Source organism: Geobacter sulfurreducens PCA (genome assembly GCF_000007985.2).
Classification (GTDB): Bacteria; Desulfobacterota; Desulfuromonadia; order Geobacterales; family Geobacteraceae; genus Geobacter; species Geobacter sulfurreducens.
This window is the reverse complement of the sequence record NC_002939.5, coordinates 707615-721284: the sequence shown is the minus strand read 5'-3', so window position 1 is coordinate 721284 and position 13670 is coordinate 707615. Positions and strand designations below refer to the sequence as shown.

The window sequence follows — 13670 nt, the reverse complement described above, 5'->3', positions numbered from 1 at the left end:
AGATCATTGCCACACCAACGTCAAAGCCGGCACCGTTCGAAACGGTGCCGGCTTTGACGTTGCCCATCAACACAGCCTGCTCGGCAGCCGTGGCTTCCCAATGTCTTTCAGGCAGCCGCCTCCCCTGCCGCGGCCAGTCCGGCCAGATCATCGCCGCCGAATACCCGGTCGATGTCCAGGATTATCAGAAATGCATCGCCATGCTTCCCCATTCCCTTCAGGAACGAGGTGTCCAACTTTGTCCCGATCCGGGGCGCAGGCTCGATGTTTCCACTCTCCAGCTCGAACACCTCCTGCACCGAGTCCGCGAGCATTCCCAGCACCAGCGTTTCCGCCCCCGTCTCCACCTCAACCACGATGATGCACGTGTTGATGCTGCGCTCCGTTTCAGGCATCCCGAACTTCTGCCGCAAGTCGATCACCGGAACCACGCTCCCCCGCAGGTTGATCACCCCGCGCATGAATTCGGGCGTCTGCGGGACCTTGGTGATGCTGCTCCATTCCAATATCTCACGTACCTTGGCCACGTCCACCGCAAATACTTCCCCGGCAAGGGTGAAGGTCAGGTACTGCCGCGTTTCCGTTACGTCTGCGTGTGCCATCGCTCCCTCCTAGAATTTCTCGAACTGGTCATCCAGGTGATCGGTGTCCAGGTTCAGATCCACCCCGCCGCCTACCGCTACTTTTCGCGACGTCGCGGGCTCGGTGTGGTAGCCGTTGGACATACCGTGACCCAAATGAGAGATCGCTGCCTTTTTCTTGGCAACGGGCCGACGGGCCGCACTCCGGCTCGACGCGCCACGATCATCGGTCCGGAAGAATGAAATGGTTGCCTGCAGTTGTTCGGCCTGGCTGGCCAGTTCTTCGCTGGTGGACGCCATCTCTTCGCTGGCGCTGGCATTCTGCTGGATCACCTGGTCAAGCTGCTGGATCGCCTTGTTGATCTGCTCCGCGCCCGTGTCCTGCTCCTTGCACGCGGCACTGATCTCCTGCACCAGCTCCGCGGTACGCTGGATATCCGGCACGATCCGCGTCAGCATCTCGCCGGCGTCTTCCGCCACCTGCACGCTGGAGGCAGACAGCTCGCTGATCTCGCCCGCCGCCTTCTGGCTCCGCTCGGCAAGCTTTCTGACCTCGGCCGCCACCACCGCGAACCCTTTGCCGTGCTCGCCGGCTCGCGCCGCTTCAATGGCCGCGTTCAGCGCTAACAGGTTCGTCTGACGGGCGATCTCCTCGATGATCGAGATCTTGGAGGCGATTTCCTTCATGGCCACGACGGTTTCAGCCACGGCCGTGCCCCCCTGCTTGGCGTCGGAGGCGCTCTTCAGGGCGATCTTCTCGGTCTGGGTGGCGTTGTCCGCGTTCTGCCGGATGTTGGAGCTCATCTGCTCCATGGAACTGGAGGCCTCTTCGGCCGCGGCCGCCTGCTCGGTGGCACCCTGGCTCATCTCCTCGGAGCTGGAGGAGAGCTCCTGGCTGCCGGCGGCAACGTTGTCCGCCGCGCTCTTCACGTCCGCAACCACTCCCTTCAGCTTCTCAACCATGTTGTGCATCGCCGCATACACGCCCGTTTCCGCCTTGCCGGTGGTGTCAAAGGCGATGCGCAAATCGCCATCCGCAAGCTTGTTGGCAATATCGGCAATTGCCGTCGGCTCCCCGCCAAGCTGCCTGAGAAGCACCCGCGTAATTACCAGCCCCATGACTACTGCAAGGACAATACAGGCGATCAGCGAACCGATGATCCAGATACGTGCCGAGGAATAGAGTTTATCGCCACGTGCGCTGGCATCTTTGGCCTCCTGCGTGTTCAGCGTCTTGAGCTTGTCGATCAGGGCTCCGGCTTCGTTGTACAGTTTGCGCGAGTTTGCATTCAGGAGGGCGGCTGCTTCCTGGGCCTTATTCTGCCGGGACAGCTCAAGGACCGGCTTGCCTTCGTTCAGGTATTCCTGCCATTTTGTGCTGAACTCCTGAAGCATTTGCTTCTCTTCCGGCGTTGACAGCAATGGTTCGTATTCTTTCTGGTGCTCGGCAATACTCTTGACGAGCCCCGCCATTCTCTCTTCGTACGTTTTCTGCCCGGCGCTCTCCACCTCCAGAATATGCTGCAGCTCAAGACGGCGGTAGCTGGCGAAATCCAGTTGCATGGCCGATATCGCGTTGAGGCTGGGGATCCAGTTCTCCGCCATGTCGGTTCCCGTCTCATTGACTCGCGACAGCTCGAATATGGAAAAGATTCCAAGGAAAGTCGTCAGAACTATGACCACCATGAATGACACGGCCAGCTTGCTTGAAACCTTGAGTTCCTCGAACCACTTCATGCGCTGCCTCCTTGTTGGGTGTTGTTGCGGGATCCGCGTTGTTCCCGATGGCGCCGGGTACACACACTGTCGCGCCATCTCCCCTCCCGGCATGCGGGGAAGCGGAGATAATGAGCGGGCTCCGGGGCCGGACCATGGGCAGGCTTGGCAAGTCACACGTGGTCACATCGCGGGAATACCCCGTCTCGGCCGGGGCGACGCATATTCTCTGTATATTGTATTCGGATTGGGGGAATGATTTCTCTATCAGCGGATTGCGAGGTGAGATTTCGAAAAACCCCAAAGCAGGGGTGAGGAGAAGAGGCGACTCTGGTCAGCGGAGCGGGGTGAGCCCTTCGCGAATGGCATACTTGGTAAGTTCCGCGACACTGTAAAGGTTGAGCTTTTTCATGATGCTGTGACGCTGGGTCTCGATGGTTTTGAGGCTCACCCCGAAGGCAAAGGCGATCTCTTTTGTGCTCTTCCCGGCGGCAATCAGCTGCAGCACCTCTCGTTCGCGGAGGGATAGAAGGGTATGGGTCAGGAGTGTATCATCAGGAATCCGTTCCATGTAGGCTCGAATGATCATCTCGGTGATACGGGGCCCAAGGTAGGGTTCGCCCCCCGCCACGTGACGAATTGCCGAAACCAGCTCGTCCTGGCTGCAGTCCTTCAGCAGATAGCCGTGGGCACCGGTCTTGAGGACCTCGAGGACAAACCGCCGCTCCGACTCCATGGACAGGATAAGAACCCGGGTGCGGGGGAATTCCGCCACGATGCGCCGGGTCGCCTCAATGCCGTTCATGCCGGGCATCGTTATGTCCATCACCACCACGTCAGGCCGCAGCTGTCGGGTGAGCTCGATGGCCGTTGCCCCGTCGCACGCGACCCCGACGACCTCCAGGTCGGAATGCTCGCTCACGAGGGCCCGCAGCCCCTCCAGCACGATCCGGTGGTCATCGACCAGCAGTACCCGCAGCATCATTGCGCTCCACTTTCGGCATGAGTCGTACCGTGCTGTTCCCCTTTCAGCGGAACGCGGATGACCGTACGGGTGCCGCAGCCTGGTTCCGACTGGACCGTCAGCGTCCCGCCCAGGTACTCTATTTTCTGCCGAGCGTTGAAGAGACCAAAACCGCCGCTCTTGCCGCAGTTAAGGCTCACGGAGGAGACGTCAAACCCCACGCCCCCGTCTTCAACGCTTACCATGATGGAGTCGGCCTCCGTCGTGACGGATATGGCCGCCCGCGGTGCCGACGCATGCTTTGCGGTGTTCAGCAACAGTTCCCTGACAACCTGAAAGAGCGTCGAACTGACCTCGGGCGAGAGCGGCTTCTCATGCTGGTCATCAAAGATGTCCACCTGCAGCCCGAAGTCTTCCCGAAATTGCTCCCCCAGCCAGCAAAGAGCTGCAACCAGCCCCCCATGGGCAAGGAGCGGCGGCCGGAGCTGACAGGTCAGTGAACGGATATCCTGCAGGGCACCACCGATCAGATGCCTGATCTCTTCCACCACGCGGCGGTCATCATCGCCGAGAGAGGAAATCTTCAACGAACCAAGCTTGAGCCCCGCCAGGAAAAGATTCTGCCCCACCTGATCGTGAAGCTCGCCCGCGATGCGGCTGCGCTCACGGTCTTCGGCAACAGCAAGCTCCACCGCAAGGGACGCAAGCCGCTCCCGGTAGATATTCAGCTCTTCCTCAAGACGCAAACGACGCGTAATGTCGAGCCCGATCCCGCCGAGCAGAACGACTTCACCCTGCTCGTCACGGATCGGGAACTCGCTCATGATCCAGTGGTGCACACCGTCCTCGGCCTGAACCGTTTCCACGGTCTGGATGCCGGCCGCTTCCGTAATGACCCGTTGGTCGTTCTCTTCGAACTGCCCCCCGTCAGGACCTCCAGGTCGGTCTTCGGCGGTGTCCGACGATACAAGCCGCTTCCACTGATCATTGGCATAGAGGTAGTGTCCGGCAAGGTCCTTGATAAAGGAAACCCCGGGAAGATGCTGCATGAACAGGCTGAAAATGTTGTCTCGGAGCACTGACAGCATTGGCTTTGCGCGCCCCCGCAATATCGTAAAATATAGAGTTGTCAATATTGCACTATGAAACAACGCACGACTGGTCGTAAATCATCCAAATGCGAATAAAGAAAAAAAATTCGTGCCAACAAGCGACAGACGAAAACCGGGAGAGACAACGCCCCCCATCACTGTAAAACATCACGATGTTAGCCCGTTGTCCGCACCTCATCACCCATCTCACTGACCCGAAACTCCACGGTTCAATATGACAAACGACTTAACGAAAGGACGCATGAAGCAGGCAGTGGTCTTGGGGAGCTCCGCACCCAAAGGGGCGACCGTGCCACCGGTCGCCCCCTGTTGTCGCATCAGTCAACGGCTGCGCCGAATTCAACCCGGGCGCCGCGTTCGCCCTGCTTATCTGGGCGTTTGAAGATATCGCCGCTCTTCTGGAAGACCCGGGCCGAATCGAGCTTGCCCTGCTCCACCAGGAAGGTGCGGACCGCTGCGGACCGCTCGTCGGCCAGGGTCTTGAGCTCGGCGTCGCCCACGACCGTATTGGCCAGGATCAGCTTGGTCATCTCCTCAACGGGGAGTTCCTTCACCGTACCGATGATGGTGCGCGGCTTGGGGAACTTCTCCTTCTTGTAGACTGCCGTGAGCAACCGCTCGTACTCCTCCGGAGCCACGACCACCGTCTCGGCCGAATCGCCCGGCTTGTTCTGCTTTTTCTTCACCATCTCCAGGAACTTCTCCGCCCGCACCTTCCGCCTCAGCAGCTCGGACCGGTATCCCTCGGCGTCCTTGTCCCGCTCCACGTAGCCGGCCACCTCCACCTTGATGGCGGGGCGATCGGCCAGGGCCTGGGCGATTTTTCGGAGTTTGTCCTGCTCCGCCGGGGCAAGCTCCGCCGAGCCGTAGCCGAAGGAGATGACGCTCAGGTCGGCGCCGCCGCCGAAGGCGGACTGCAGGAGTGCAAAGGGAGATGTGGCCGCCTTCACCAGCAGGTTTTTCAGGATCTGGAGCACCACCCGCCAGACGCTGAACTGGGGATCATCCGTACGGCCGGTGACCGGCAGGTCCAGATGGATCTCACCCTTGCGATCCTTCAGCAGTGCCACGGCCAGACGCACCGGCAGGCTCGTGGCCTTGTCGCTCTCGATCCGGTTGCCGAAGGTAAGCTGGTCGATGAAGACCTTGTTCTCTGAATTGAGTTGCTTGTTCTCGATCGTGTACTGGAGGTCCAGGAAGAGTTTCCCCTTGTCCACGGCATACCCCAGGTAGGTGCCGGAGTAAGGGGTCATGGGCGAGAGTTCGATATCAGTGAACCGCACCTTGATGTCGGCGTAGAGATCGTCGCGCAGGGGGTTGATCCTGCCGGTGATGCTGATCGGGGAGTGGTTCTCCAGATTCCCCCGCAGGTCCACGTCGGCAAATTTGCTCTCCTCCGACGTGAGGCCGCTCACCCGGCCGCCAAGATTGTAGAAGGTGGTGGCATAGGGTTTCGGCATGTGCCTGTCGCTGAAGTCGAGGGTCCCCGCCTGCATGGTGACCGCACCGATGGTGATGGCCCGCTGCCGGGCCGGCAGCTCCGGAGGCGGAGCCGGTTGCGCCACTGCCGCGACCGCTTCCGGTTTTGCCGCCCCCTCCGCCGGTTCCGGCGCGGGGGCGAAGAGCTTCTGGAGGTTGAGGCGGCCATCCGGGTCGATGACGATCTTGGAGTAAAACTGGTTGAGAGCAACTTCGCGGATGTCGAGGGTGAAGGGGTCGATGTTCCCCTTGACCTTGTCGAGCTGGAGGCTTTCCCAGCGGAGCAGGTCTTCGCCGTCACCGTCCAGCAGGTAGAAGGAACGGACCCCCAGCCCGCCGGCGAAGCTCCCGGTCAGCTTCCCGCCGCTGCGGGCAAGGCTGACGGCCATGGTGGTGTCAAGGGTGCCGTCGGCCAGGATGGCGAGCAGATTCTTTGGCAGATAGTAATCGAAATCAGTCAGGGGAAGCTGCCTGATGGTCACGTTGCCGTTGACGGTGAGCGGCTCGGGCCGGACCCTGCCCGTTGCCTTGAGCTCACCCTCCTTGCCGTAACGGGCGGCAAAGCGGAAGGGTATCTGGCCGAATTTCGGACCGGTGAGATTCTCCGCTCCCGCCGCGATCCTCCGCAGGGTAAAGGTGGGACGATCCTCGATGGTGCCATCAGTGAACGAGGCGGTGAGGCCCGATAGACTTACCGTGCCGATGCGGTAGCTGAACGGAGCGGCTGCCTTTTCCCTGGACCGGGCGGGCTGTTTCGCCGGTGCCGATCCGGGCGGCCGCACCAGCGTGAGGGGAGACCACTCTCCCTTCCCGTTGCGGGAGAACCGAATCTCTCCGTCACGCAGCCGAACAGCGCCCACCGTCAGATTGGCGTCCTTCTGCACGAACGCGATATCCTCCCCGGCCACCTCGGCCAGGCGGGCCTCATCCTTTCCCTCGAAAGGCACCCTGAGCGAGGCGAGGCGGATGCGCCCCTTGTCCACCCGAACCCCGTCGGGCGTGCTGAAGCCGATATCTGCGCCCGCGTCGAGCTTACCCGTCACCGGGGCCGTCAGATAGGGGCTCAGATAGGGATAGTAGGCCCCCAGGTCGATGCCGGCCACCTGGACGGTGCCGGTCAGCGCCAGTGGATCGGGGGTCACGCGCCCCTCCACCCGCGCCTCTTCACCCCGGCCGGTGGCGAGGGAGAGCATGCAGTCGGCAGCCGTGCCCGGCGCAGTGGAAAACCCTTTGACGGTCATGGCGATCTTTTCCACCCGGGCGGCAAAACCGCCGGCGGGAAGGCGGTCATCCAGCTGCACCGCACCGTCCGCCAGGCGGAACTCGGCCACGGACACGAGCGGCTTGCGGCCCGGCGATGCGGGTTTCTCCTCTGCTGCCGGAGCGGCAGTTTTTTTCCCGGCCAGGCGCTGCAGGTTCCAGATCCCCGCTGCGTCCCGCGCCAGATGGATCTCGGGACGCTCCAGGGTCACCAGCGAAAGGGGAAACTCCCCGGCCAGCACCCGGGCACGGTTCAGGCGGGCTTCCAGCCCAGCCAGCGCCAAGAGCGGCACGCCACCGTGCTCGGCGACCTTGACCCCGGCCAACCGCGCCGAGCCGGAAACCATCAGGTCCGGATCTTTTCCCTCGGCAACCCGGTAGGTGATGCCGAGAGTGGTGGACAGGGTTCCGTCCTGCACCAGAATCGGCAGATCGGCCGGGATATAGGATGCAAAGCGCTTGATGGCCAGGTCGCGCAGGTCCACATTGAGATCATACTCGGCCGCCTTGGCAAAGGGGCGCAGCTTCCCCTCGGCCCGCACCGGGGCATCATTGACCAGGGCGCTGAAGCGGGGGGTTATGTAGCGGTCGGCAAAGTAGGGGATAGTGCTGAGAAACGGAATGCCCAAATCGAGCCGCCGCACTTCGTGGCGCCGCATGATCCGCTCCCCCTGGTCCAGGAAGTCCAGGGAACCGTTGGCGATGGTGATATTGTTGAGGGAAAAACGGGGCAACCCCTCGTCTTTCTTGGGCTCGGCCTTCTTTTTCCCGAGCAGGTCGGAAAAGTTGTAGGTATTGGGTCCCACGCGCACGAGCCGGACATGGGGGGACGAAAGCCGGGCCTCGCGGACCACGGGAGCCATCCGGAAAATGGAGGCGGGGCTCACCTGGACCCGTGCGCTGCTGAAAGAGGCGAAGACCGTGGTCTTGTCGGGCTCGGTGAAGCTGACATCGCGCACCTCCACCGTCCAGGTGAACGGGTTGATGGAAATATCACCCACAACGAGTTTCCGGCCGGTGGCCGCCTCTACTCCCTCCATGGCCCGTGTTTTCACGATTCCAGGCAGGATGAGGCCGATGAAGCCGACCAGAAGGATGATACATGCGCCTGCGCCGATTGCCGCCTTGTGCCACCGTTTCATGAGCTGTTCACACCCCTTTGAAGTCACCGCATACTGATAATTGTGGCAGAAAGGTCTGCCATGTCAAAGCCGCAACGCACCGTCCTCCCGTTATCTGTCAGCCTGCGCGTCCGGCGTATTCCGGAAGATGAGCTTTGCCGTGGGCGTGGCATCGTCGGGAAATTCTGCGCTGTAGAGAACGGTCCCCGGAAAGGGGGCGAATAGCCGCTCCAGCTCGCCGGGCTGCAGGAGATACTCCTTTTTGTGAGGCACCGGCGCCGTGGGCGACTGGAGGATGGTATCGAAGATGAGCATTCCGCCCGGCGCAAGGGACGCCACCTCGTGGGGAATCAAGTCTCGAAGGAGGAAATTGAAGTTGATGATCAGATCGTAGGTTCCGGTGATCCGATACCCCTCAAGATCCGTCAGCCGGAAATCAACGGAGAGCTTCTCCCGCGCTGCCCAGCGCCGGGCCTTGTCCAGCCCTACGGGCGAGATATCGAGGCCGGTGACGGCAAACCCGTGCCGGGCCAGGAAGATGCTGTTCCGCCCCTCGCCGCAGGCGATGTCCAGGGCACGCCGGCCGGGACAGAGCCGCTTCAGCTCATCGATCCACTCGGCAAGAAGCCGCGACGGCCGCTCCCCCAGCAGACACTCCTCCGAAAGGTACCGCTGGTCCCAGCGTTCCTGCTCTTCTCCCATTCCACCCCTCCCCCTACTGCCTGCTTAGGGATACCGCTCCGCGACAGGCGCGATTGATACCCTCCCCCAGCACAACTACCATACCTTGAGGCATAAAAAAAGCCCGCCCCCATTCGGGGGCGGGCCGTCCGCACGGAGATGCGGCACGCGTTCCATCAGGCCGAGGCCAGCCGGCCGTCCCTGATCTCCACCACCATCTGGGCCTGGCGGGCGATCTCCGGGTTGTGGGTGACGATCACCACCGTCTTCCCCTGACGGTGGAGCTCAGCCACGGCCGCCAGCACCTCGGCTTCTGCGGCCGAATCCAGGTTGCCCGTGGGCTCGTCCATCAGGAGGATATCGGGGTCGTTGGCCAGAGCACGGGCAATGGCCACGCGCTGCTGCTGGCCCCCGGAAAGCTGGCGGGGCCGTGCGCCCAGCTTCTCTCCGAGCCCCACCAGTTCCAGCAATTCCCGGGCCCGTTCCTTTTGCTGTTTTTCCGGGATGCCCGCGAACATCATGGCAGCAGCCACATTCTCCTCGGCCGTGAGACTGCCCAAAAGGTTGAAAAACTGGAACACGAAGCCGATCTTCTCGGCCCGCAGCCGCGCCAGGTCACTGTTGGCAAGACCGGTCAGCTCGATGCCGTCCACTGCCACCTGGCCGGCCGAAGGCCGATCGAGCCCTCCCACCAGATGCATGAGGGTGCTTTTACCGTGCCCCGAAGGCCCCACGATGGCGCAGAACGCGCCGCGCGGGATCTCCAGGCTCACTCCCCGCAGGGCGTGGGTGGTGACCTGGCCGGAGCCGTACGTTTTGGTCAGGTTTTCCGTCCGGATGATTGCGTCACTCATGGCTGATCGCCTCCACTGGGGTGAGCCGCGCGGCGCGCCACGCGGGATAGAGCCCGGCCACCAGGGCAACCGCCACCGAGAAGGCCACTGAGCCGACCATGAGCTTCGGGTCCAGGACCGCCGCAGGGTCATTGCCCTTCACGAAGGCCAGGAAGGCATTCTGATTTACCATGGGCCCGACCAGGATCGACGCCGCCAGGCCTCCCGCGACGCCGCAGATGCCGCCCAGGAGGCCGTAGAATCCGGACTCCATGAGAAAAATGGCGAATATTTCCCTGCGTCGCGCCCCGATGGCCTGGAGGATGCCGATCTCACGACGCCGCTCGTAGGTGGCGGTCATCATGGTATTGACGATGCCGAAGGCCGCGGCCAGCACCGATATCGCGGCGATCAACTGAAGCGTCACATTCACCGTGCCGATGATGCCCAGGACCGACTTGAGCATCTGCTTGTCCGACACGACCCCCGCGTTCACCGTTTCCTTGATCTTCATGATGTAGTCGTCGGTCCGGGAGAGGTCGTCCACCTTCACCGCCACGAACGACGCCTTGCCGGCGGCCTTGAAGAGCTCCTGGGCCACGGAGAGGGCCAGGAACAGGGTGGTGTCGTCCTTGCTGCCGGTCTCCTTCAACACCCCCTTCACCGGCAGCCGCGTCCCGCGGATGGTAACCTCGTCGCCGGGCTTGAGGCCGAAGGATTCAGCCGCGGCCGCGCCGACCACCACGACCCGCTCGTCATTATTCGCGAAATACTCTCCGCTGCGCACCTCCCACCCCTTGAACGGCTTCATGGCGTCGGGAAGAACGCCGGCCACCCCCACGGGACGGTTCCGGATGGCGGTCTTCTCGGTCAGGACCGGCACCGCCGTGAGCCCCTGGATGGCCGCGACCCGGCCCACCTCCTCCATGGTGATGGTTGAGGGAAGCTGCTCGCCGGTGAGAATCGATACCTGCTCATAGGCGCACGACCCTTTGGGGGTCACCACCAGGTTCGCCCCCAGGGCGGCCGCCTCGCGCCGCACCTCATCCTTGAGCCCGCCCCCCAGGGCCAGAAATGCCACAAAGGAGGCGATGCCGATGGTGATGCCCAGAAGGGTGAACACGAACCTCCCCCGCCGGCGGGTGATGTTCTTAACCACCAGTTTCGTGATGTTCATCTACCCTCCGATCTTGTGGTTCTTCACCACCTTCATCTTTTCGGCCACAAAGATGAGACCGCCCGGCTCGGTCCGGAAGCTGCCGGTCACCCGCACCTCGTCGCCCAGGGCGGGAACCGTCCCATTGGCGCGGATCGGGATGAAGATCTTGTTGCAGCCCGGCGTAGTACAGGCCAGTTCCTTTAGATCCATGATGCCGAAGACGGTCCGGTCCGCCTGCGACGTCCCCCCCATGACCCCGGCGATGGTGATGGTGCCCGTATAGGCGGCGGGGTCCGAGGCCACGTCGTTTACGTTGAATATCTGCTCGTTGCAGCCGGTGAGGGTAAGGGCACCCAATGCCAGTACGAGCATCGTCACAGCCATAAGCATGTTTTTGCGCATTTTCTGATCTCCTCGAATGGACATGAAAGTCGGACGCACCATGGCGCCCCGGACCCGCCACTGCCCGCACCGCGCACATGCACGGACGAGACGACCGATAGCGGCCCGACGATAGTAATAACGACACTAACAGGGAGAAAAAAGGATCAGGCTGACTCGGGGGGATACTCTATGGGTGGTGCAACGGGAGACGGCGGCAGAGAGCGCACGGCAACGGCGCCGCAACTTCCTTCGGCATGGGGAATTGCAGGGGCGTGATGCACGTGTTCGTCGGCCACAAGGCACGACGGGCAGGCACACGCGGCATCGGAGCAGGGCACTGGCATATTGTCCCGGTCCGTATCCTGCTCCTGCGGCTGAACGGGGCAGCACGTATCCGCAATCGGCATGTCCGTGGCGAATACGCTGCACTCGGCAATGCCGGAGCAGACGAGCAGGGCCGCCACGAGGGTTAGGAGAGAGACGATGCGAATAATTCCCGAACACATGGCTTAACTTTATGAAGTTCGCGGTATCCTTGTCAACCCGAAAACGTCGTGGCAGCGTACCGGCCAAAGATGCAAACCTTGACCCACGTCAAGGAGATCAGCCCGCCGCTGGGGTATCAAAGAGACACGCATCATTGAAAACCGGCGGATCGCAGTTATAGTTACCCAATACCGATCCGTTGAACACAACAAAAAACCAAGGAGGAAACAGCAATGGGAATGTTCTGTAACCAGTGCGAACAGGCCGCCAAGGGCGTCGGCTGCGAGATCATGGGAGTCTGCGGGAAAAATCCCGAGGTCGCCGCGCTGCAGGATCTGATGCTCTACGGGCTCAAGGGGCTAGCCATTTACGCCGACAAGGCCCGCGAACTGGGAGCCAGGGACGAGGCCATCGACCTCTTCATGATCGAAGGGCTCTTCACTACCGTCACCAACGTGGACTTCGATCCGGTCAGCCTCGCGGGCAAGCTCCGCACCTGCTACGACATGAAGGAAAAGGCCAAGTCCCTCTATGAAACCGCCTACCGCGAGAAGAACGGCGGCCACGCTCCGGCAATCGCTGCCGGTCCCGCCGCCTGGGTCATCGCCAGCGATCTCGAAGGGCTCGTGAAGCAGGGACTCGAGCACGGCATCAACACCCACCACACGGACGCCGACGTGCGCTCTGCCATCGAGATCCTCATCTACGGCCTCAAGGGAATGGCGGCCTACGCTGACCACGCCTACATCCTCGGCAAGAAGGACGAAGAGGTCTTCGCCTTCTTCCACAAAGCCATGGCCGCCACCGCCGACCCGGCCAAGGGGCTCATGGACTTCGTGGGGCTCTCCATGGAGTGCGGCAAGCTCAACATCAAGGTCATGGGGATGCTGAACGAAGGGCACGTGGACCACTACGGCCACCCGGTCCCCACCAAGGTGCCCACCGGCACCCGGAGGAACAAGGGGATTCTCGTGTCGGGCCACGACCTGCGCATGCTTGAAGAACTCCTCAAGCAGACCGCCGGCAAGGGGATCGACATCTACACCCACGGCGAGATGCTCCCGGCCCACGGCTATCCGGGCCTGAAGCAGAAGTATCCGCATCTCTACGGCAATTTCGGCGGCGCGTGGCAGGATCAGGCCAAGGAATTCCCCCTCTTCCCCGGCGCCATCATCTTCAACACCAACTGCATCCAACGGCCGGCCGACTCTTACAAGGACCGTCTCTTCTCCTGGGGACAGGTGGGATGGCCCGGCGTGAAGCACATCTCCGGCTGGGACTTCTCCGAGGTCATCAACAAGGCTCTTGAGTGCCCCGAGCTGGCAGACGCGCCGGAGAAGGAAATCCTCACCGGCTTCGGCCACAACGCCGTCCTCGGCGTCGCCGACAAGGTCATCGAAGGGGTGAAGGCAGGCGCCATCAAGCACTTCTTCCTCATCGGCGGCTGCGACGGCGCCAAGCCGGGCCGCAACTACTACACCGAACTGGCCGAGAAGGTGCCCCAGGACTGCGTTATCCTGACCCTCGCCTGCGGCAAGTACCGCTTCAACAAGCTCGAGTTCGGCGACATCGGCGGCATCCCGCGACTGCTGGACATCGGCCAGTGCAACGATGCCTACTCGGCCCTCCAGATCGCCCTGGCCCTGGCCAACGCCTTCAACTGCGGCGTGAACGATCTGCCCCTGTCCATGATCCTTTCCTGGTATGAGCAGAAGGCGGTGGTCATCCTCCTGTCGCTGCTCCACCTGGGGATCAGGAACATCAAGATCGGCCCCAGCCTCCCGGCCTTCGTCACCCCGAACGTCCTCAACTTCCTGGTTGAGAACTTCAACCTGGGCCCCATCACCACGGTGGAAGCCGACCTCAAGGCAGCCCTCGGCCAGTAACCACCTGA

At 62.2% G+C, this 13670-nt stretch carries 11 protein-coding genes; 1 reads left to right on the top strand and 10 read right to left on the bottom strand.

From position 1 onward, the window contains the following. Nucleotides 1–107: 107 nt before the first annotated feature. The 10 genes from GS_RS03410 to GS_RS03365 form a co-directional block, all read right to left on the bottom strand. Nucleotides 108–602 carry a chemotaxis protein CheW gene (locus GS_RS03410; RefSeq protein WP_010941344.1) on the bottom strand — a complete coding sequence of 165 codons (495 nt, stop codon included), beginning with the start codon at nucleotides 600–602 and terminating at the stop codon, nucleotides 108–110. 9 nt (nucleotides 603–611) lie between these two features. Next, nucleotides 612–2318 carry a methyl-accepting chemotaxis protein gene (locus GS_RS03405; protein ID WP_010941343.1) on the bottom strand — a complete coding sequence of 569 codons (1707 nt, stop codon included), beginning with the start codon at nucleotides 2316–2318 and terminating at the stop codon, nucleotides 612–614. 313 nt (nucleotides 2319–2631) lie between these two features. Then, nucleotides 2632–3279 carry a response regulator transcription factor gene (locus GS_RS03400; protein WP_010941342.1) on the bottom strand — a complete coding sequence of 216 codons (648 nt, stop codon included), beginning with the start codon at nucleotides 3277–3279 and terminating at the stop codon, nucleotides 2632–2634. Further along, nucleotides 3279–4310: an ATP-binding protein gene (locus tag GS_RS03395; RefSeq protein WP_235044960.1), complete on the bottom strand. Its 1032-nt coding sequence runs from the start codon at nucleotides 4308–4310 to the stop codon at nucleotides 3279–3281. Before GS_RS03395 ends, GS_RS03400 begins: the two co-directional genes overlap by 1 nt. A gap of 380 nt (nucleotides 4311–4690) precedes the next feature. Beyond that, nucleotides 4691–8254 carry a DUF748 domain-containing protein gene (locus tag GS_RS03390; protein ID WP_010941340.1) on the bottom strand — a complete coding sequence of 1188 codons (3564 nt, stop codon included), beginning with the start codon at nucleotides 8252–8254 and terminating at the stop codon, nucleotides 4691–4693. A 90-nt stretch (nucleotides 8255–8344) separates the two neighbouring features. Beyond that, on the bottom strand, nucleotides 8345–8935 hold the full coding sequence (locus tag GS_RS03385; RefSeq protein ID WP_010941339.1) for a class I SAM-dependent methyltransferase: 591 nt from the start codon (nucleotides 8933–8935) through the stop codon (nucleotides 8345–8347). Nucleotides 8936–9090: 155 nt separating this feature from the next. After that, nucleotides 9091–9768: an ABC transporter ATP-binding protein gene (locus GS_RS03380; protein ID WP_010941338.1), complete on the bottom strand. Its 678-nt coding sequence runs from the start codon at nucleotides 9766–9768 to the stop codon at nucleotides 9091–9093. Further along, nucleotides 9761–10924: an ABC transporter permease gene (locus GS_RS03375; RefSeq protein ID WP_010941337.1), complete on the bottom strand. Its 1164-nt coding sequence runs from the start codon at nucleotides 10922–10924 to the stop codon at nucleotides 9761–9763. The genes GS_RS03380 and GS_RS03375 overlap by 8 nt, the downstream gene beginning before the upstream one ends. Further along, nucleotides 10925–11308: a lipoprotein gene (locus tag GS_RS03370; RefSeq protein ID WP_010941336.1), complete on the bottom strand. Its 384-nt coding sequence runs from the start codon at nucleotides 11306–11308 to the stop codon at nucleotides 10925–10927. 146 nt (nucleotides 11309–11454) lie between these two features. Continuing rightward, nucleotides 11455–11796, bottom strand: coding sequence for a hypothetical protein (locus GS_RS03365; protein ID WP_010941335.1), 342 nt, complete (start codon nucleotides 11794–11796; stop codon nucleotides 11455–11457). Between the two features lie 213 nt (nucleotides 11797–12009). Here GS_RS03365 and hcp point away from each other — a divergent pair, with 213 nt between their 5' ends. Further along, nucleotides 12010–13662 (top strand): hydroxylamine reductase, encoded by a 1653-nt coding sequence (hcp, locus tag GS_RS03360; protein WP_010941334.1) that lies wholly within the window; start codon nucleotides 12010–12012, stop codon nucleotides 13660–13662. Nucleotides 13663–13670 lie beyond the last annotated feature (8 nt).

What these genes read in the sequence shown, in the direction of transcription:
- GS_RS03395 (WP_235044960.1), bottom strand. Translation starts at nt 4,310, where the DNA reads ATGCAGCATCTTCCCGGGGTTTCCTTTATCAAGGACCTTGCCGGACAC.
- GS_RS03385 (WP_010941339.1), bottom strand. Translation starts at nt 8,935, where the DNA reads ATGGGAGAAGAGCAGGAACGCTGGGACCAGCGGTACCTTTCGGAGGAG.
- GS_RS03390 (WP_010941340.1), bottom strand. Translation starts at nt 8,254, where the DNA reads ATGAAACGGTGGCACAAGGCGGCAATCGGCGCAGGCGCATGTATCATC.
- GS_RS03380 (WP_010941338.1), bottom strand. Translation starts at nt 9,768, where the DNA reads ATGAGTGACGCAATCATCCGGACGGAAAACCTGACCAAAACGTACGGC.
- GS_RS03400 (WP_010941342.1), bottom strand. Translation starts at nt 3,279, where the DNA reads ATGCTGCGGGTACTGCTGGTCGATGACCACCGGATCGTGCTGGAGGGG.
- hcp (WP_010941334.1), top strand. Translation starts at nt 12,010, where the DNA reads ATGGGAATGTTCTGTAACCAGTGCGAACAGGCCGCCAAGGGCGTCGGC.
- GS_RS03405 (WP_010941343.1), bottom strand. Translation starts at nt 2,318, where the DNA reads ATGAAGTGGTTCGAGGAACTCAAGGTTTCAAGCAAGCTGGCCGTGTCA.
- GS_RS03375 (WP_010941337.1), bottom strand. Translation starts at nt 10,924, where the DNA reads ATGAACATCACGAAACTGGTGGTTAAGAACATCACCCGCCGGCGGGGG.
- GS_RS03370 (WP_010941336.1), bottom strand. Translation starts at nt 11,308, where the DNA reads ATGCGCAAAAACATGCTTATGGCTGTGACGATGCTCGTACTGGCATTG.
- GS_RS03410 (WP_010941344.1), bottom strand. Translation starts at nt 602, where the DNA reads ATGGCACACGCAGACGTAACGGAAACGCGGCAGTACCTGACCTTCACC.
- GS_RS03365 (WP_010941335.1), bottom strand. Translation starts at nt 11,796, where the DNA reads ATGTGTTCGGGAATTATTCGCATCGTCTCTCTCCTAACCCTCGTGGCG.